Origin of the sequence: Bacteroides congonensis (assembly GCF_900130125.1) — a bacterium.
GTDB classification, from domain to species: domain Bacteria; phylum Bacteroidota; class Bacteroidia; order Bacteroidales; family Bacteroidaceae; genus Bacteroides; species Bacteroides congonensis.
On record NZ_FQXY01000010.1, the window covers coordinates 793284 to 811380 of the forward strand.

14 protein-coding genes are annotated in these 18097 nt (G+C 44.7%); all 14 read right to left on the reverse strand.

All coding sequences use genetic code 11. The features are described 5' to 3' along the window. Positions 1-8: 8 nt before the first annotated feature. Positions 9-1721 carry a PKD-like family lipoprotein gene (locus BQ7997_RS14510; protein WP_073347006.1) on the reverse strand — a complete coding sequence of 571 codons (1713 nt, stop codon included), beginning with the start codon at positions 1719-1721 and terminating at the stop codon, positions 9-11. Positions 1722-1738: 17 nt separating this feature from the next. Continuing rightward, positions 1739-2554, reverse strand: a complete 816-nt coding sequence (locus BQ7997_RS14515) for a hypothetical protein (RefSeq protein ID WP_073347007.1) — start codon at positions 2552-2554, stop codon at positions 1739-1741. A 24-nt stretch (positions 2555-2578) separates the two neighbouring features. Further along, positions 2579-4030 carry a RagB/SusD family nutrient uptake outer membrane protein gene (locus tag BQ7997_RS14520; RefSeq protein WP_073347008.1) on the reverse strand — a complete coding sequence of 484 codons (1452 nt, stop codon included), beginning with the start codon at positions 4028-4030 and terminating at the stop codon, positions 2579-2581. Between the two features lie 12 nt (positions 4031-4042). After that, complete coding sequence (locus BQ7997_RS14525) at positions 4043-7438, reverse strand: SusC/RagA family TonB-linked outer membrane protein (protein WP_073347009.1); 3396 nt, start codon at positions 7436-7438, stop codon at positions 4043-4045. 246 nt (positions 7439-7684) lie between these two features. Continuing rightward, entirely contained in the window at positions 7685-8806 is a 1122-nt protein-coding gene (locus BQ7997_RS14530; protein ID WP_073347010.1) for a FecR family protein, read from the reverse strand. An 87-nt stretch (positions 8807-8893) separates the two neighbouring features. Beyond that, on the reverse strand, positions 8894-9436 hold the full coding sequence (locus BQ7997_RS14535) for a sigma-70 family RNA polymerase sigma factor (protein WP_022139152.1): 543 nt from the start codon (positions 9434-9436) through the stop codon (positions 8894-8896). A 103-nt stretch (positions 9437-9539) separates the two neighbouring features. Next, the gene (gene folK, locus BQ7997_RS14540; protein WP_073347011.1) at positions 9540-10031 is read right to left on the reverse strand and encodes a 2-amino-4-hydroxy-6-hydroxymethyldihydropteridine diphosphokinase; all 492 of its coding nucleotides are present in this window, start codon (positions 10029-10031) and stop codon (positions 9540-9542) included. Then, complete coding sequence (gene queA, locus BQ7997_RS14545) at positions 10031-11089, reverse strand: tRNA preQ1(34) S-adenosylmethionine ribosyltransferase-isomerase QueA (RefSeq protein ID WP_022139150.1); 1059 nt, start codon at positions 11087-11089, stop codon at positions 10031-10033. Before queA ends, folK begins: the two co-directional genes overlap by 1 nt. 17 nt (positions 11090-11106) lie before the next feature. After that, entirely contained in the window at positions 11107-11829 is a 723-nt protein-coding gene (gene truB, locus BQ7997_RS14550) for a tRNA pseudouridine(55) synthase TruB (RefSeq protein WP_022139149.1), read from the reverse strand. Continuing rightward, positions 11829-12620 carry an undecaprenyl-diphosphate phosphatase gene (locus tag BQ7997_RS14555; RefSeq protein ID WP_044653531.1) on the reverse strand — a complete coding sequence of 264 codons (792 nt, stop codon included), beginning with the start codon at positions 12618-12620 and terminating at the stop codon, positions 11829-11831. The genes truB and BQ7997_RS14555 overlap by 1 nt, the downstream gene beginning before the upstream one ends. A gap of 9 nt (positions 12621-12629) precedes the next feature. Beyond that, a complete protein-coding gene (locus BQ7997_RS14560; protein WP_022139147.1) occupies positions 12630-12884 on the reverse strand; it encodes a DUF3098 domain-containing protein in 255 nt (84 codons plus the stop codon). A 20-nt stretch (positions 12885-12904) separates the two neighbouring features. Then, positions 12905-13786, reverse strand: coding sequence for a cell division protein FtsX (locus BQ7997_RS14565; protein WP_044653530.1), 882 nt, complete (start codon positions 13784-13786; stop codon positions 12905-12907). 3 nt (positions 13787-13789) lie between these two features. After that, positions 13790-14689 (reverse strand): methyltransferase domain-containing protein, encoded by a 900-nt coding sequence (locus BQ7997_RS14570; RefSeq protein ID WP_073347012.1) that lies wholly within the window; start codon positions 14687-14689, stop codon positions 13790-13792. 121 nt (positions 14690-14810) lie between these two features. After that, a complete protein-coding gene (locus BQ7997_RS14575) occupies positions 14811-17711 on the reverse strand; it encodes a SusC/RagA family TonB-linked outer membrane protein (protein ID WP_073347013.1) in 2901 nt (966 codons plus the stop codon). Between the last annotated feature and the right edge of the window lie 386 nt (positions 17712-18097).

The window sequence follows — 18097 nt, forward strand, 5'->3', positions numbered from 1 at the left end:
GCAATCTCTTAAATAAATGTCACGTCTTTAATCTTTCCGAAGCCTTTATGCTCCTGAACGGCAGGATACATCGTATCATTATCCACTTTCCCGGCTGTGTTCAACTGAAGAACCACCACTTCACCGGTTCCATCCGGCAAGTTCACTCCGGCAGCCATTGTACGTTCATACGGATGCCCGTAGATTTCCGCCCCATCAGGCATGTCACTTACATACAGAGCCTCTTCATAAGCCATCTGCAAACAAGAAATCTCCGCATTGGGGTTAGGATGCTGATAAACAACCGTCGAACTGCCTCCGGTTACAGCAAAGTCCAATTTATAGATTTTATTACCTACAGCATAAAAAAGAATATTACTGTACTCCCAACTTGAGGTCATCGGCGTATGGGTTGTCACCCCTGCCGGCGTATCAATGGAATATAAGTTCGTCACCGGAATGTCATCCGGATCACTGCTATTCGTCATAGGATAACCGTGGAATACGTACACTGAAGACTTGCCAGTATTTTCGTTCAGCAAATAAGCATTTACAGCCATACGCTGCCATGCCGCCATAAGAGACTTACCATACCAATATCCGGCTGTGAAGTCTACCAACTTCAAATCGGGATTAACTGCTGAAGGATCTGCCGCATTCTTCGGATTATTCGGAACAACCTGTATCGTCCCCCTTTTAGAAGGTGCCGCACTGGTATGTGTACTACCCGACCAGTTATTTTGGCCTTGAATGTTGAGTTTCAGGAAGCGATGGTTCTTGCTGTCGAAAGCAATGCCCGCCGTAGGAACAGGATATGCTTTTTCGACATAATAATCGCCTGCAGCCGCCACTTCATTATCCGGATACATGCCATACATCAACACACTATACATACAACCCTGGAACACTTTTCCATGACTGCATAGGAAGCCTGCCTGATAACTGTTGCCGAAACTTACATCATCACTGCCGAACCCCTCTATTTCTCCGGGATAAATAATATGCTCCCAGTTACCCGCCAATATAAAATTCTCCGCTTGATTAAGCAAACCGGACTCCTCTTGGTTGGTAGTGCTTACATATAACTGCGTATTGGTAATCAACCCCAGCCAATTAGTAGCGTCATAATTCGGAATAGCTACCTGCCGCCTGCCCAGTGCTACGGATTTTCCGGTAAGCGGTTCTTGTTTTATCTCTTCATTTTTCGCTCTTTCCCTGGTCAATGCATCGGGAGTGACAATCATGGCTCCATTAGCATATTCAACACTACCCAGTTCTGCGTGCCCGTCGATATCATGCAACACTATCCAGGAATTCTCAAAAGGTTTGATAAGCTTCAGATTAACAGGATACATATCAGTGACGCCCGTCTGATTGTCCGTCACGTAAAAACGGAAATAATAATTATAAGAGAACGTCTTCGTGTCATTCGGGTCTATCGTAATAGTGACGCTTTGTCCGGTACTTACTGTTTCTCCAAACTTCTCGCCGCCCTGATTGGTTCTCCTGTCCATCTTCCATAAAAACGAGACATCGGACAAGTCAGTGCTGCCATTGCTCAATGTCACCTTAGGAGTGATAGTATACTCAATGGCTTCTTCCGGTTGCTTGATTCCGTAGTTGTTGTCCACTTCCACCAACACCCGGTGGTAAGGCTGATAATCGTAATTGCCTTTATCTTCATAACAAGAACTTACTACCAATAACGCAAGTACTGTCAATATCGTATAAATTGGTTTCATATAGTTTCCTCCTCTTTCTATTTCACTTCTACCGGTTCAAATGTGACAACGGTGCCGTCGGGCTCAGTCAATGCCCCATGTTTAGCATTATATGCATTCAAGGCTTCCTTCAATGTTTCCACATTAGCAGGACTGTCAAAGCCTATCCCAAATCCATAAGGGGTATATACAAAGATTTGAGTAGTACGGTTTTTAAAGACAGACAAGATAAAACGTACTTTCACCGGGCCGTAAATACCGATATAAGAAGCAAATGTGTTGTTCCATTCCTCTTCACTTCCAACTCCCATGTTCTCCTGAGAGATTTCGTACTTATCCGATGCTTTCAGAATAATGGACTGGCGTTCCTCCGAGCCGGCCACCACATCCGAATTTGCATAATCGAAAGTGATTTTTACCTGATACTCCTTATTATAGACAGCAGGACGTTCCACCAGCACCGCCATCCTTACATAATACTCTCCCGCCTTGATAACAGAGTCCTTAGGCAAAACCAATGTCGGTGTATCATAGCCCTCAACCGACTCATAAGCAAGATTCACCCGCAAAGGATGTTCCTGCAACATTCCTTCCAGTTTGGCTTTCACGTACACGGTATCATATTTATCCGTGAATTGCCCCTTCTCATAATGAGCGGCAAAATTTGAAGTATATCCCATCTGGTCGGGATTGTCCGGATCTTCCTGACTATTCGGCATATCTCCTAACTGATATTCCTGCGAAGTAAAGTTTATGGCAGGCTCTCCCGTGAAAGAATAAACTTCCTCTTTCGTACAAGAAGAATAAAAAAGCGCAGCCAGTACAATAAGATATAAGTTATATATAGTTTTCATAACGTCTTTATAATTTGTTAATCATCAGATGCCTCCCAAAGCTTTCTCATCATCAGGAATAGGGAAACGATAGTTACTTTCAGTCATATTGTTGACAGGACAAAATTGGAACGTCTTATATCCCAACCGTTTGTAGAAATACCATAACTGTCCTTCTCCATACAGTTCCTTCCGGTATTCTTTCTCTATCTCCTTCATCTTCTCGTCTTCACCGGCAAAAACCTCAATGCTGGAAAGCCCCCTGGCACTTCTGACAACGGACAGCGTTTCCGCCGATTCACCCAAATCTGCCGTACATTCAGCAAGAATGTAATACATTTCCGGCAGGCGGATAAGCGGCATCTGGTTTTCTATTGCCGGAGAGAATAATCCGGTCTGTCTGAATTTAAGAGTGTATGAACCGGTATTGGAAATGGTGAAGCCCTGTCCTTCCTTCATACGCATATCATTATATCCGTCGGCTTCCGTATCAAACAGTTCGTAGACCCTGTCCCTATTTTTGATAAAATACGCATTAGTCATTCCGGCTTTGAAGTCCAAATCTATCTGGTCATCATACTTCTCGGAATCCATGCTCAACGCGAAAACAAGCTCTGTGGAACACACCGGATCAGTAGCATTGTCCGTAACCAGTGTGAACAAGTGGCTGTTTCCCTTGGATGCTTTAATCACCTGATCAGCATAATCCGCCGCCAACGCCTTAGATTGTGCATCCCCCTTATAAAGGTAAACACGGGCAAGCACTGCCTTTACAGCAAACTTATTCATACGGTTGAAACGGTAATCCAGGAAAGGGTCAACTCCTTCCTCATACGAACCCGCTGTCGGGAAAGAGATATTCATCGGGTCATTTTCCAGCAATCTTTCAGCTTCTTTCAGAGTAGTAATAAGATTGTCCACCAATTCAGAGGCAGGCATCAGCCGGACTATAGAACGGTCGAACTCCGTCCGGTAGGGAAGAGTGGGAGAAGACGGGTTGTCCTTATAGACAGGCCCGAACATACGGAGCAGGTCAAAGTAAAGAAAAGAACGCAATCCCAACATTTCACCTTTCATAATATCCTGATACCCATCGCTTGTCACGACATCTCCTTTCGTTTCAAGATTGGTGAGGAAATTATTGATATTGGCTATGATATTATAGTGTCCGCCCCAGAACTTATTGGTATAACTCTCTGTCTGGTTGGATGGGAATGTGTACCAGTCCGTCCGTGTATAATCCAGCGTTTCCGTATCCGACTGAGTGTCATAACGCTGTGCCAGAATATCCATAAAGCCATAAGTCAACTGTCTGCCATAGAGCGAAACATCACACATAGCCATATAAATACCGGTAAGCGCTTCCTTGAATCCCTGCTCGGTACTGAACAGTTCCTCTTCCTTTATATTGTTCTTGGGATTTACATCCAGCCAATCGCTGCACGAAGTGACAAGCAGCAACAGGCAGCATACAGATATATCTATTATTTTCTTCATAAGGCAAATAAATTAAAAAGTTAGATTCAGCGACATGGATACTTGACGCGACATCGGATATTCCGTACCACGTTCCACTTTCACCGTAGACCAGTGGAAAAGGTCTTCCATATAAAATCCTACGCTGGCACTACTCAACCCGAGCCTCTCCAGGAACTTGTCGTAACGCTTCTCAAAGCGGTACTGGATATTAATAGTGTTCAGCACCAGCTCGTTATCATCCATGATAAAACGTGAACTGGCTTTTGTGGTATTTCCGTTTACCGTCTCCGACAAAGATTTGTATTTTGCCACATCGCCCGGCTGAAGCCAGCGCTCGGTATAAGCACGGCGGTCTACATTACTATAAATGTCAGCATTCTCCACTTTGTCAAGCAGTGTCTTGTTATACACCTGTCCGCCGAACTTATAGCGGGCGGCCACGCTGACACTAAGTCCGCGCCAGTTGAAGTTTACCCCCAACGTACCCATCAGGTCGGGTTCGGTGTCACCAACCGGAACCTGGTCGGCCGCATCCCACGTACTTTTGCGGTTGCCATTACGATCCAGAAAAACTTCACGTCCGGTGATAGGATCGATTCCCAATGAACGGACAGTCCAAATCATTGTTTGTGAATATCCCTCTTCATAGCGTGGCATGGGACGGCTCAGCTTGTTCGGGTTGTCGGGGTCTTCCTGCATCATCTCCTGATTACGTGCACGCATGGCATTGGAAATTTTCTTAATTTTATTTTTATTGTGGCTTCCGTTGGCAATAATACTAAAGTTCATCTGTTTGGACGGGTTGTAATAAGGCATCACACGCAAAGTAAATTCGTATCCGACATTAGAGATATTACCGACATTATCTTTCATCGTACTGAATCCCACAGAAGGCGGCAATGAATAATCGAGCACCGTATTCTTAGTGTACTTATTGTAGTATTCAAAACGTCCGCTCAACTTATTCTTGAACATGCTAAAGTCAACTCCCGCATTGAAAGAGTTCGTAATCTGCCATTTCAGATCCGGATTTCCCATACCGTAGAGCATCGTTCCCACCACGTCCGAACCTTGATAAATACGCATACTATTGGCGTAAGAATACATCTGCAATGCCTGATAGGCAGAGAATCCCTGCTCACCGGTCACACCATAAGTGGCACGCAAAACCAATTCATCGAATATCCCCGTCTTCCTAATCCAGGACTCCTTATGGAGATTCCAACGCGCGCCAGTTGACCAGAACGGAGCGAGCCTGTTATTGCTTCCAAACTCGGAAGAAGCATCCAAGCGACCGTTTACATCGACAGCATAACGCTGGTCATATGTATAACTGACGGTAGCTACCGCTCCCAACGCACGTGTAGTACTTTCATCTCCCGTAGTTTCTTTCATCTTCGCACCCAGAAATACTTCGTCCATATTATCATTAGGGAATCCCGTCACATTGACACCAGCCGTATGATTCTTGGTTTCGGTCACATTATAACGGAAAAAAGTAGAAAGCAGATGCTTGTTCTTCCATATCTGATTGAAACTGGCAGTGAAAGCCAAATCGTACTGCAATGAAGTAGCATTGCTCCATAGGTAGCTCCCCCTGTCTTCAAGCGGTAGAAGTTCTCCAGTCTGAAACTGCGTATGATTGGCAGACTTGAAAATATCCGTATCCGACTGGGTCTTTGTAACAGTTAGATCCATAGCAAGACGCAGATTGCTTATCGGAGAATACTCAGCACGAAAAGCGTCACGCACTTCAAAGGCAGTGTTACGGTCTTTCGTGTTATAAAGTGTATTATACATCGGATTTGTCACATATTTCCCGGAAGAGAAATCATACATATCCAAAGGTTCTTCCAGATAAAGGGGAATATTTCCCTTTTCGTCACGTATCGTATAATACGGATTCAACGAAGCATACTCCTTGAAACTTCCATAAGGAGAAGTTCTGTCAGACACGTTATAGTCCACATAAGCAATATTACTGATTAACAAGCCTTTGTAACGATAACGAATGTCCAGGCTGACACTTTTCCCGCTAAGCCCCGTCTGCTTCATCACACCGGGAGCCTCATTAATACCCGCATAAAGTTTGTAACGGAGACTCTCGTTACCGCCTTCGAGATTAATACCATGGCGATGAGCAAACACCGTCTGCAAAGGTTGGGACAACCAGTACGTATTCACTCCACGCTTGACATTATACAGTTTGTTGGCATAAGACGCCAGCCTGCCGGCAGACGATTCTCCCGTGTAATACTCGTCGTAAAGCCCGGCACGCCTTTCCAGCTCCAGTTTTTCGGCCGCATTAAGCAGGTTGTAATCTGTCAAATCAGGATATTCCACTTTGTAATTTCCATTGTAGGTGACGCGCAGCTTGCCCGCTTCCGGTGCTTTCGTCTCCACGACAACTACACCATTGGAAGCCTGCGATCCATAAATAGCCATCGCAGCAGCATCTTTCAGCAAAGTGACACTGGCAATCTGGGCAGGATCCAAGTCCATAATCTTTGTTACGCTTACTCCAATAATACCATCCAGCACGAACAATGGCTGATTGGGACGGGTATCCACATCACCACGCATGATAATCGTCTCATCCGTAGAATAATCTCCCATACTGGACTGTCCACGCATATTGAAATTCGGAACCGAGCTAGGATTGGAACCGGAAATCATACTCTCTTCCATCCGAAAACCGGGGTCAAGCATCTGAATGGCGTTCAGGACATTTCCCGAAGTCAGTTTACGAATCTCCTCACCGGACATCCGATTAGCCGAACCGGTAAACCCTTCTTTCTTCCGTTCGAAAATACCTGTCACCACCACTTCATCAACTGCATGCGCATCATCTTTCATCACAACAGCAAGGGGTTTCCCCGCAAAGGGAACAGATACCTTCTGCATACCGATATAAGTAAAATGCACAGTTTTTACCTGTTTGCCTTCGGGCACAGCAATCGTAAACTTCCCATCCATATCGGTAGCACCGCCTACCGACGGGTCGTCCGTCCGGACATTCACCCCGGGAAGCGGCTCCCCATTAACATCTTTCACCTGCCCTGTGATTTTCTGTGTAGCCTGCCGCTTTATCAACAAGACCGACACATACTTGCCGTTAATCCTGAAAGAAAGCGGAAAAGAAGTAGTGATAGCCACCATAGCTTCTTCCACCGTTTTTTGTTTCAGGTTGATAGTCACCTTGAAGTTCTGGACTTCATTGTAAGTGAACAGAACTTTAAACCCTGAAGCTTCCTCCACTTTCTTCAACACAGAAGGCATAGCTTCGTCATGACACACTAAGTCAAACCTCTTCGAACCATTCTGTGCTAAAGCTTGCCTTACAGGCAAACCGGCGAACAAAAAGACCACCAACGCTATCACGATTGAATTCAAAAGAGTCCCTCTCTTGCTTAAATAATCTTTCATAAATCCAACATATTGAAAAATTAAAAATTTATATTACTACGAAAGATTAAGCAAGATAGTCCCAACAAAACATTATTTTTTTCATTCTGACGGTCATTTTCTTTTTTTCATATCAGAAAGAAAGGCTCTAAAACACTTCCTCATCCATTGTGAACAACAGGAGCAATCATAAAAAAAAGAAAATAACGCCCCGTTGATGAACAAAAATGTCCACCAAACAAATAAAATATGAACTAAAAAAGATATTTATTCGCGCTTACGAACAGTTATTTTATTTCCTCCGTCCTTTGTTACGGAAAGATATTGGTAAAGGTTCAGATTTTCAATGACACTGTCTATGGTCTCGCTCCTGTCGGCAACGAAATGAAGGCGCTGCTCTTCAAGCAAGGAATCCTGCTCCATCTCTATCGTCACGTTATACCAACGTCCCAAATCTTTCAGGATGTCGCTCAGATGAACATTATCATAATAGAAATAACCTTCCATCCAATAAGTATAATAGCTCACATTCACCTGGTGAACCTGAAAATCGTCATCCGTACAGGTAATGTCATCGCCGGGAACCAGCAGAACTTCCCGGTCAATTCCGGGCATATGCACTTTCACAGAGCCCTGCACCAATGTGACGTGCGCCTCGGAATCCTTATATGCCTTCACATTGAATTCAGTCCCTAGTACTTCGGTAGTCATTTTATCGGTAATAATCACAAAAGGATGCTGTTCGTCACGAGCCACCTTGAAATATGCTTCCCCCTCAAGAGTCACAGTACGCCGGGAACCTGAAAAACGTGTAGGAAAAGAAAGGCGGCTGGACGCATTCATCCATACTTCCGTCCCGTCGCTCAGCACAATCTTATAAACCTGTCCGCGGGGAATAGAGACAATATTACGGCATACCTTTTCAACAGACGCACGGGTATAGTCGGCTTCGGTAGCCGAAAGCACCACTCCTTCTTTCTCAATCCTCGCCTTTGAGAGATTTGGCAAAGGTGTTTCTGTCTTTTCTTCCGAAGAGATATCCTCCTCAATCACGGAAGCCTGTTTTACCGGCTCCGTCTTCACTAACACCGCCACTTGCTTCTCGTGCAACGTAGTCTCCACATTGCTCCACAGTAAAAATACAGCAATCAGCAAAGCTGCTGCAGAAGCGGAGAACAATATAAATGACCGGAGTTTCCGGGACTTCTTCTTTTCTTGCCGGACACGGCTGCTGAACTTCTTCCACTCCTCTGCGCCTGATGGTTCTTCAAACTGCAAACGGAGAAATGCCTGCTCGCACTCATACTGCAAACGCTCCTTCTGGGGAGTACTTACGTCCTGATAATCCTCACAACAGTTACTATCTTGTTTATTATCTTGCTCACTCATATAGTTTTGCTGTTTTTCTATGATATTTATAATTCTATCAACGCATTTCTATGTACTACACGTAATTACTACGAATCAAACATTACTTTAGTCACTATAATTACCACCTTTTTTATACTTTACAGAAAAATACTGCCGAATAATGTTCAGCCCTTTCATCACATGTTTGCGCACACCACTTTCCGAAAGACCGGTCAACCGCGCCACTTCTCGATACATTTTCTTATAAACATAGCATTGTTCCATCACCGTACGTGTCAGGGGCGGCATTTCCTCTATCAACCGCATAATAACAACAATACGCGCCTCACTTTCCCGTCGGTCGTCATCATTCCACTCACGAAGCATCGACAAGTAAGACAGCTTATTATCTTCCTGCTTTTCCTGACGCCGGAGATAATCTATGCAGAGATGATGCAGATGAGTGTACATATAGGTGAGTGCCGTATCCATCCGGAAAGTTTCAATCCGCTCCCACATAAATTGGAACGAATCGCCAACCAAATCCTTACAAGTCTCAGAATCAGGAATATATCGCAGGGCATAATAATAAAAACGGGAATAATTTGCTTGAAAGAATTCTTCGAACTCTTTTTCTAACAATTCTTTGTTGCCCTGCTTTACCTTCATTCTTTTTTGTTTCAAATTAGTAACAAACCGGCGGCAAAAATAATAAATAAAAAGAAAAGTATAACCTTTATAATTAATTTATATCATTATAGCACTTGCCATATCAATCCAGCCGCTTCTTTATTCCGCTGCTAATCTCTTTCATAGTTTTCCCAAATACCGGGTGTACCAACTCCGGCGCAATCTCTGCCAACGGCAGCATTACAAAATCACGTTCTGTCATTAAAGGGTGGGGGAGATTCAGTTCCGCACCTGTCGGAGAGGTTACAGAAAGCACTAAATCTTCATAAAACAAGAGGTCAATATCAATCAGACGGTCACTATACACTCCGTCAACGGACTTTTTGGTACGCCCCAATTCTCGTTCAATCGCCTGTGTCTCCTGCAATACCGCCAAAGGGGACAAATCCGTATCCACGCAAGCGGCAGCATTCAGAAAACTATTCTCAGAAGTAAATCCCCAAGGGGCGGTAACGTAAAAAGCAGACAGGGAAACGACTTTCCCTATCTGCTCTTCTATCTTTTGCACGGCATCCCGAAGATTTTGTTCTTTATCCCCCAGGTTTGTGCCGAGTCCTACATAAACTTTTGCCATTATTTGTCCAGAATCAGCATTGCATCTCCGTATGTACCGAAACGGTATCCTTCCTTCAATGCTACGTGATAAGCATCCATTACCTGCTCATAGCCCCCAAAAGCAGCTACAATCATCAACAATGTAGAAAGCGGCATATGGAAGTTGGAAATCATTGAATTGGCCACAGTAAATTCATACGGCGGGAAGATAAACTTGTTCGTCCATCCTTCAAATTCCTTCAAATGCCCGTCGGTGCTGACTGCGCTTTCGATGGCACGCATCACCGTCGTACCTACCGCACACACATTCTTTCCGTTATCTTTGGCACGATTAACAGCTTTCACTGCATCCGCATCCACAAACATCTGTTCCGAATCCATCTTGTGCTTCGTCAAGTCTTCCACGTCAATGTCGCGGAAGTTACCCAGACCTGCATGCAGAGTGATATATGCAAAGTCCACTCCCTTAATTTCCAGACGCTTCATCAATTCACGGCTGAAGTGCAGGCTGGCAGTCGGAGCTGTCACCGCACCTTCATTCTTCGCGAAGATAGACTGGAAACGTTCTGCATCTTCCGGCTCTACGGGACGGTTGATGATAGTGTGGGGCAGGGGAGTTTCACCCAATTCATACAAAGCTTTTTTGAACTCGTCGTGAGGCCCGTCATAAAGGAAACGCAGTGTACGTCCACGGGAAGTCGTATTATCAATAACTTCGGCCACCATTGAATCGTCCGGGCCGAAATACAGCTTGTTACCGATACGAATCTTACGCGCCGGATCCACCAATACGTCCCACAAGCGAAGTTCTTCATTCAATTCACGCAACAAGAATACCTCGATACGGGCACCTGTCTTCTCCTTGTTACCGTACAAACGCGCAGGGAATACCTTCGTATCGTTGAATATAAACACATCCTTGTCATCAAAGTAGTCCAGAACTTCCTTGAACATCCTGTGTTCAATCTTACCTGTTTTACGATGCAATACCATCAAACGAGACTCATCCCTATATTTCATAGGATGCAGAGCAATCTTATCTTCGGGTAACTTAAATTTGAATTGTGATAATTTCATATCTATTCCTTATTACGTTAATTATTTTCTTCTTCATTTTCTATTTCCTGTCCGTCAATCCACTCTTTAAAGTGTTCGGGATTCAGGCAGTCTTCCAACCGGACGTCACCTACACGGGTACGAATCAGGCCTGTCAGATGGGCTCCGCTATGGAGCGCTTCACCAATGTCGCGCGCCAAGGCTCGGATATACGTCCCCTTGCTGCATACGACACGAATCCGAATCATCGGCTCGGGAACATCCAGACTGCACTCCAACAATTCAATCTCGTCGATAACAAGCTGTTTCGCCTTTAGTTCTACTTCCTCTCCTTTTCTTGCCAGTTCGTAAGCACGCTTTCCATCCACCATACAGGCGGAGAATGCAGGCGGTACCTGTTCTATCGTACCGATAAAGTGCGTCAGCACTTCTTCCACCATCTCCCGTGTGATATGCTCAGTAGGGTAGGTAGCATCTATCTCATGCTCCAAATCATACGACGGCGTGGTAGCCCCCAACCGGAGCGTAGCGACGTACTCCTTCGTATGATATTGAAACTCCTCTATTCTCTTCGTTGCCTTGCCTGTGCATACAATCATTACCCCTGTCGCAAGGGGATCCAACGTGCCGGCATGGCCGACTTTCAGTTTTTTCACCCCTATCCGCCGGCAAATATGATAACGGGCGTGCCCTACTACCTTAAATGAAGTCCAACCAAGAGGTTTATTAAAAAACAGTACTTCTCCTTTTTTAAAATTCATCAGCTCAATATAATCGTTACTAATCCTGCTATCGCGCAATAGATAGCGAAATAGATCAGCTTTCCTTTCTTCACCACATTAATCATCCACTTACAAGCCAGGCAACCTGCCACGAAAGCAGCCAGGAAACCGACAATCAGCGACAACGCAGGAATATCACCTACCACATCCTCACCTTTCATCATCTTCATTCCGTCGAGCAACGCTTCTCCCAAGATTGGCGGAATAACCATCAGGAAGGAGAATTGTGCCAGTTTCGCCTTGTTATCGCCCAGCAGAAGCCCCGTAGCAATGGTAGAACCCGAACGGGACAACCCCGGCATGACTGCGCAAGCCTGCGCAATACCGATAATCAGAGCGTCCTTCATCGAGATTTTTTCTTTCTGACGCGGCTTATAGTAATAAGAGAAAGTCAGCAGTGCGGCAGTCAACAACAACATACAACCCACAATCAGCAATCCTGACCCGAAAATCGTCTCCACATAATCCTTAAAGAACACTCCCACAATACCAATAGGTATCATTGAGATCAATATATTGATGACATAGCGCGTCTCGTCGTTCATCTGAAACTTGAACAGCCCGCGGAAAATCCAGTCTATCTCTTTCCATAAAATCACCAGTGTGCTGCACACCGTAGCCACGTGCACCACAATCGTGAATGCCAGATTCTCTTCGCCCTGTATCCCAAACAATGCTGACCCGATGGCCAGATGACCACTGCTGCTTACGGGCAAATACTCAGTCAATCCCTGAATCAGTCCAAGGATTAATGCTTCTAACCAACTCATAATATCTTTTTATTCTCTTTTAATTTTAGGCACTTCAGTCATTTTAGGTTTACGCAACACCGCGTATATCATTGACAAAAAACCAAACAGGCAAACGACGGGCGCCACCTTTATTCTACGTACACTGAAAATATCCGGTTCGAAAACCGTTTCGGACGACGAGGGTCCCGACATCAACAGGAAGCCGATAATAACAATCGCCATTCCTATTGCGAGCAAGATAAAGTTCACTTTATCAAAGGCAAATTTCTGCTTGTCTGACATAAGTTTTTTCTTCTTTTGAATTAAATATAGTATAGGCTGTTCGCTTTCATTCTCAAGTACTTATTCATTGAGAAGTAGGCACATAGCCATGTTATTACAATTCCAAACACTAATACGCTTGCGCATACTATCAACATGACTTCGGGCGTGATAACCTGAAGCAGTTCCTGTTCATACGTCACCGCCCAATAGGCAGTCCCCATCAATATGGCATCGGCAATCATGGCTGCCAGTATGCCGCTCCATACGTTCTTCCGAAGAAACGGCCCCCGTATAAAACTCCAACTCGCCCCCACCAATTTCATGGTATGGATGAGGAACCGTTTGGAATAGATGGCAAGTCTTATCGTATTGTTTATCAAGGCAAAAGAAATAAAAGTGAGCACCACCGCCAAAGCAAGCAGCACCAGGCTGATATTCCGTATATTATCATTCACGGCATCAATCAGCTCTTTCCTGTAAAGCACATCCTGTATATTGGAATTCTTCTTCACCAGTTTCTCTATTTTCGCAATGCTGTCGGAATTGGCATAGTCGGAATGGAGCTTGATTTCGAGGGACGCAGTAAATGGATTATAACCCAGGAACTCCTCGGGATCGGTTCCCATCGCTTCCGTCTGCTCCTTCAGAGCCTGTTTTTTAGAGATATATTCGGATTGCTTCACGAAAGGTTCCTGATTCAGCTTCTTCTGAAGTTTCAAAATATCGGCTTCCTTCATATCGTCACTGATAAGAATGGAGAAACTGATATTCTCGCGGACATATACGGAAAGATTATGCGCCGTCAGCACGAAAAAGACAACCAGTCCGAGCAACAGCAACACCAGTGTCGTACTGATACTCGACGTGATGAACTGCATGTCGAATACCGAACCTGACTTATATTTGTTTTTACTTCCCATGCGTTATCTCTTTTTCCGGAATACGTAAATCATAGAACTGCTTCTCTCTTTCCGTCCCAAAGCGCTGAACCAGGCAAGCGTTCCGGCATACATTCCTTTCAGAAAGCTGCTCGAACTGCCACGGTGCTTCTCGCTCAACATGGATACGTAGAACGCATCGAACGGCATCGGATGGCGTGCCGCCATAATAAACCCGTGACGGGAAGCCAACTGCTGTATAGTGCCGGGTGTGAAATGCCAGAGATGGCGGGGAACGTCATAAGCCGCCCAATATTCTCCATAACGCTGCGCGTCATAAGAAGAACAGTTGGGCACAGCCACAATCAGCACACCTTTTTCCGTCAGCAATTCACGAAGTATTTCCCACGTTTCGTTGAGGTGCTCCAAGTGCTCCATCACATGCCAAAGGGTGATAACATCAAAGCTGGCGGGAGCAAACTCCTTCAACGCCGATTCGGGTTTCACATCCAGGCCGAAATTCGTTTTCGCGAACTCACGTGCCTGCGGGCTCTTCTCCACCGCTTCCACTTTCCAGCCACGGCGCACCATCGTATGTGCGAAATAACCGGTTCCCGTACCTATATCGAGCAAACGCCCCGTCTTACGATGCGCCTCTCTTGCCACCAGGCGCGCTTTGCGGCCCAGCATATAGGAACGTACATAATGGTAAATGCGATTCATCGCGCCCTTGCGCGTATCCGTGTGGGAGATGTAGTCGGGAGTCTCATAATACTTGCCTATCTCTGCTTCTACGGGAACGCCTTGCGTGAATGTAAATCCGCAGTCCTCACACGAATACAGTTCAAACTGTTCGCCCGAAGCATAAAAATCCGTACAAGTCATGACGCGTTTCAAGTGCGTACTGCCACACACCGGACAAGCATTTATACTGAGTTTCTCCATTAATTCCAAACAAAATTAAGTGTTGTCCCGAATCACAAGACAACACTATACCCGAATTTGGTGCAAAGAAACAAATAAAAAGTGATGTAACAGGCTTTTGTTAAGGACTTTTAATAGAAGATTAAAAAGTCAGGTTAACGGAAAAGCCCATATTCCTGCAACTGGGTTGACGGAAGAAGTCAATACCCTGATACCAGGTTCCGGTGCTTGCCGTAGATTCCGGATCAAACGGAGCTTTATTGTACAACATAAGCAAGTTACGCCCCACTAACGCCACCCGCACGTCTTGTATCCACTTCACCCACCGGTTGACGGGAATATGATAGGCTATTGACATTTCGGCAAGGCGGATATTAGTGGCGTCATATGTATACACCATCCCTGTACGCGCTCCTCCCACCTTTTGGTAATAGTCCTTAGCCGGAATGTTCTCACCGCTCACCCAGACACCGCCATTATCCCGGGCTATAGCCGTAGCCTGAGATACGCCAAATTGATCCATAACCGCTTGAGTCATCGACAAACCTACACCTCCGAAACGGGCATGAATCACAAAATCAACCTCCAAGCCTTTCCAGGAGAAGCTGTTCGCCAGCCCCATCGTATATTTAGGGTCGGCATTACCCGCATAGATATAATCCCGGGCAGGAACAATATTCTGCGAAGCCTTATCCACAATGACATTTCCTTGCGCATCTCTCTGTAAATCGGTAACATATATATCACCAATCGAGCCACCCTTTTTCAGCGGGATATACCAACTGCCGCCTTCGGCCATTTTAACTTCGTCCAACACCACATCTTCACCCGTTACCGAATTCTTCCGAACTTCCCTAATCTGCTTGATTTCATTCTTATTGATGGAATAAGTCCAACGCCCGTTCCACTTCACCTGCCCGATATTCATATTTGTCCCCAAGCTGAGTTCAAAACCTTTATTATCAACTCTACATCCGGTATCCATTAAATAGAGATCTGTAGGAGAATCTGCAGAAGGATAAGGAACAGGAACATATCCCCCAAACGGCAGATCGGAAGTCGATGTCTTATACATTGTAAACGCCAAATTAATCTTATCATCAAGGAAACCTGCATTCAGCCCTATTTCGTGGGATTTCGTACGTTCAGGTTCAAGATTGTTATCAACCAATCTCGGCTCCAGACCTACCCTTTCCTTGTTCAGGAAAATATAATCGGTAAAACTATTGCCTGTTTCACTATAAGTATAATTGAGTTTTAGAAATGAAAGAATCCTGTCGGGATTGGCGGACAGCCACCCGGTCGGCACCACAGACACTCCTGCCGAAGGATAGAAAACATCAGTAGAAGAGCGCGAATCATCGTCATCCCAGAACTTAAGCCACTCCATCCGTCCACCCAAGTCCAGAAACAGGCGATTTTTATATCCCAGTTGCGCAAGCATAAATAACGAGGTAGTCCGGTCATGATAATCCCGCTGCAGATGCATGGAGTACGCCCCTTCCCTTTTACTTAATGCGGACAGTTCAAAAAGATTCAGCGTTCCCAACTCTCCTCCACTGTTAGAATAATCAAACTTTGTATCACAGACCGAACTGCCTAAAGTAGCATCGATTGAGAAATCGCCCATCGCCTTGCGGGCATTGAGCAAGAATTCAGAATAAATCTGCGTATTTTTATTCTCATTCTCATAGTACGTGCCCAACCGGCCGGCAAATACAGTAGATGCATAGAGTTTTTGAGTCCCAAACTCCTTATCCCGGTCATACTGGATCCGCCCTGACACATTGAGCCAGGAATTCAAATCAAACTTAGCCCCTATGCCGCCTATCAAGCGTTTCTTCTTCCGATTATACATATTACGGTTTATTGTCCAATAGGGGTTCTGCATACCCAGTCCCATTTCTCCCAAAGGCCAATATTGTACATTGCCATCCAACTCCGGAACGTAAACCTCAAAAAGATCTTTATAACTATATTTATCGCTACTGCCCGGATAGACAGGGATTCGCTCCAGCAATACATCAGGAAGCAGATAAACCGGAACCAACGGATTGCCATACATACCCTGTGACTGCATATTCTGTTCAGCAGTATGGATATATCTCAGGTTAACGTCAAGTTTCAGCCTGTTACGTAATAAAGAAGAGGTGTTGCGCAACGAAAAGTTATAACGGTCCACATCGTTATTGGGAATAATGCCGGCACCATTCATTGTGACAGCCGAAACACGGGTCTGATTATATTCATTCCCGATAGAAAGGGCCAGAGAATTGTTGATAGCATGTCCGGTACGGAAAAAATCCGCAGGATCCCACGATTGGGGATGACTCAACTTCTCTCCCCATCGCCAGTCGTAAGTCTGCTGGAATTCAGGCATGACTAACGGTGAGCTGAAAGTTGTACTGTTTCCCACTTCCACCCTCAGCTTTCCGGCATGCGCCTTTTTCGTGTTAATCATCACCACACCACTAGCGGAACGGCTACCGTATAAAGTAGAAGCTGCCACAGTACTCAATACTGATATGTTTTCTATATCATCCGGACAGAAAGCTGCTATGCCATCGCCAGTCTGCCCGCTGCCCCAGTAGATATTATAAGGCTGTCTTGCCTCCAACCGTGGCAAAGGCACACCATCCAGAGTGAACAACACATTATTTGATTTCAAGATGGAACGGTATCCACGTAGCACCATCCTCGCCGAACCTCCCACACCGGAAGCACCGGGGTTGATAGTTGCACCCGTCAACCTTCCTATCAGGGAATTCACAAAATTAGCATCTTTGACTTTCATCAGTTCAGTGCCATCAATCTGCTGCGAGATGTACGATGACTTCAGCGTATCTTGCGAAAGATTCGTTTGACCAGTAGTAGAGCTTTGTGTAAGATGAGTCGGATTTTCCCTTTTATTCTCTGCATGAAGCATGGAAACAGGTAATGCAGTTGATAGCAATAAAGCTATTCCAATCTTTTTCGCTGTCGATACACACATAGTATGTAAATAGTAGCGGTTAGTCAAGTCTTTTACGTTGTGTTCTTTCATAATATCTTATCAAAAGTGTTTCATTGTTCTATTCACAAAACTACTGAAATTATTTGTAAATATCCCATTTTCAGACAAGATATTTATATCTTTATACTTTAGGGACTGCTACCTTTTATCTTCATATTGATTGGTATTATATTCTACATATACCTTCAGATAGAATACATCTAACGTGAACTCCTTTAGTTAAATCTTTAATCAAATAACTATTGGTGTCACATTTAGAGAGTATAAAACGCCCTTAATATAAATTGACTATGCCTTCAATCAATTTATATCAGGTTTATATCAAGGTAAGACAAGTTCAAAATAAAAGATATTCAATTTTCTTTTATAATTTAAACTATACTATCATCTCTATCGTAGGATATGCGAGTCCGAAA

Coding starts and splice junctions, on each gene's coding strand:
- BQ7997_RS14510 (WP_073347006.1), bottom strand. CDS start 1,721: ATGAAACCAATTTATACGATATTGACAGTACTTGCGTTATTGGTAGTA.
- BQ7997_RS14515 (WP_073347007.1), bottom strand. CDS start 2,554: ATGAAAACTATATATAACTTATATCTTATTGTACTGGCTGCGCTTTTT.
- BQ7997_RS14520 (WP_073347008.1), bottom strand. CDS start 4,030: ATGAAGAAAATAATAGATATATCTGTATGCTGCCTGTTGCTGCTTGTC.
- BQ7997_RS14525 (WP_073347009.1), bottom strand. CDS start 7,438: ATGAAAGATTATTTAAGCAAGAGAGGGACTCTTTTGAATTCAATCGTG.
- BQ7997_RS14530 (WP_073347010.1), bottom strand. CDS start 8,806: ATGAGTGAGCAAGATAATAAACAAGATAGTAACTGTTGTGAGGATTAT.
- BQ7997_RS14535 (WP_022139152.1), bottom strand. CDS start 9,436: ATGAAGGTAAAGCAGGGCAACAAAGAATTGTTAGAAAAAGAGTTCGAA.
- folK (WP_073347011.1), bottom strand. CDS start 10,031: ATGGCAAAAGTTTATGTAGGACTCGGCACAAACCTGGGGGATAAAGAA.
- queA (WP_022139150.1), bottom strand. CDS start 11,089: ATGAAATTATCACAATTCAAATTTAAGTTACCCGAAGATAAGATTGCT.
- truB (WP_022139149.1), bottom strand. CDS start 11,829: ATGAATTTTAAAAAAGGAGAAGTACTGTTTTTTAATAAACCTCTTGGT.
- BQ7997_RS14555 (WP_044653531.1), bottom strand. CDS start 12,620: ATGAGTTGGTTAGAAGCATTAATCCTTGGACTGATTCAGGGATTGACT.
- BQ7997_RS14560 (WP_022139147.1), bottom strand. CDS start 12,884: ATGTCAGACAAGCAGAAATTTGCCTTTGATAAAGTGAACTTTATCTTG.
- BQ7997_RS14565 (WP_044653530.1), bottom strand. CDS start 13,786: ATGGGAAGTAAAAACAAATATAAGTCAGGTTCGGTATTCGACATGCAG.
- BQ7997_RS14570 (WP_073347012.1), bottom strand. CDS start 14,689: ATGGAGAAACTCAGTATAAATGCTTGTCCGGTGTGTGGCAGTACGCAC.
- BQ7997_RS14575 (WP_073347013.1), bottom strand. CDS start 17,711: ATGAAAGAACACAACGTAAAAGACTTGACTAACCGCTACTATTTACAT.